Source organism: Halorubrum alkaliphilum, assembly GCF_017873815.1.
GTDB classification, from domain to species: domain Archaea; phylum Halobacteriota; class Halobacteria; order Halobacteriales; family Haloferacaceae; genus Halorubrum; species Halorubrum alkaliphilum.
Genome location: NZ_JAGGKQ010000061.1, coordinates 1 through 1,228 on the forward strand (window position 1 = coordinate 1; position 1,228 = coordinate 1,228).

A 1,228-nucleotide genomic window follows, 5' to 3' on the forward strand; every position below is an offset into this window, starting at 1 on the left:
GCGACCTTCCGGTCGCACGCCCAGCTTGTTCTCCACGAACTCGGTGAGTACCTCGGCTACTCACCACCACCGTTGCTGGAGCGGCTCATCGAGGATGCTCAGAAGATCCATCAACAACGACCGATCTTACAAGAGACGCTTGCTACCGCTACACAACCGAGGTGTGAGTCTTAGCTAAAGACGAATGGTGTCTTGCCAGTCGTCGGGCTAATCGCTCCAGCAATTGGCGGCGGTGTTGCCAGTTGGACCGACCCTAATACGGCAGACCGTGGGGCTAAAATCGGTGCCGCGGCGGGTGGGTTAGTCACGCTGTTTTCGCTGCCGCTAACATTTGTTGCAGTCGCCGTTGCGTCGACCGTCTCTCCGGCTGCAACCGTTGGGGTACTCGCGCTCACACTCCTCGGTGCAGCATACGTCGTTGGCAGTAGCGCACTTGGCGGATACCTCGCCGACAGGGTATCCGCGGGTGAGAAATTGCCGTGGTCGACAGACGATTCGACAGTCTCAGAGACGCCAATCGACCGTCTGAAACATCAATACGTCGATGGCGAACTCACTGATGCGGAGTTTGAACGCCGACTCGAACGGTTAGTCGACGCCGATCGCGAACGCGAGCGCGCAGAAGCAGGGCCCGACCACGGACAGCAAAGCCGCTATAGGCCGACAGACCACGAACGCGAGTCGATTGACCGCAAACGCTGAATCTATTCTTTCCGAAGTGGATTTATTTATTCAGATCCCTCCCCAGGTGCGTACGTCACTGTGACCACGAACTCACCCTCAAAGTCTATGAACTGGTGGTCTGTTTCAGGCTCGAGATGAATGACGTCGCCTGGTTCAACTTCGATGGACTCCTCTTCTGTTACGAGCGTCGCCTTTCCTGTATCGACATGATAAATCTCATCGACGGAGTGGGCGTGCATCGAATCTTCGTCTCCAGGTTCAAACCGCATGACATGGAAGCTGAAGGAGTCTTTTCGCATCGCCTCGATCTCTATCTCATCGTCTTCGTCCAGTTGTTCTGCTGATTCGGCAATATTAATTTGATTCACACGCATAGTATCGTTTCGATAAGGTTATTTCCACCGGTTCCAGTTCAATGATGAAATACAAGAATGTGAAGACCTCATACAGCCCCATCCAAATGAACTGTGATTGTGGAAAGTACACGAAGACTTCCCTCAGCATTCAATCAGGAAAACGGGATTCCAGCGAAAACATAACGAGA

Annotated in this window: 2 protein-coding genes and 1 pseudogene; 2 read left to right on the forward strand and 1 reads right to left on the reverse strand. The window is 53.3% G+C overall.

Annotation, left to right across the window (positions count from 1 at the left end; translation table 11 throughout):
* A pseudogene (locus tag J2751_RS15455) lies at positions 1 to 174 on the forward strand (IS4 family transposase); the annotation flags it as partial.
* A gap of 300 nt (positions 175 to 474) precedes the next feature.
* On the forward strand, positions 475 to 702 hold the full coding sequence (locus J2751_RS15670) for an SHOCT domain-containing protein (RefSeq protein ID WP_245202894.1): 228 nt from the start codon (positions 475 to 477) through the stop codon (positions 700 to 702).
* 26 nt (positions 703 to 728) lie between these two features.
* Here the strand turns inward: J2751_RS15670 and J2751_RS15465 are convergent, their stop codons facing one another.
* Positions 729 to 1,052 (reverse strand): cupin domain-containing protein, encoded by a 324-nt coding sequence (locus J2751_RS15465; protein WP_209487344.1) that lies wholly within the window; start codon positions 1,050 to 1,052, stop codon positions 729 to 731.
* Between the last annotated feature and the right edge of the window lie 176 nt (positions 1,053 to 1,228).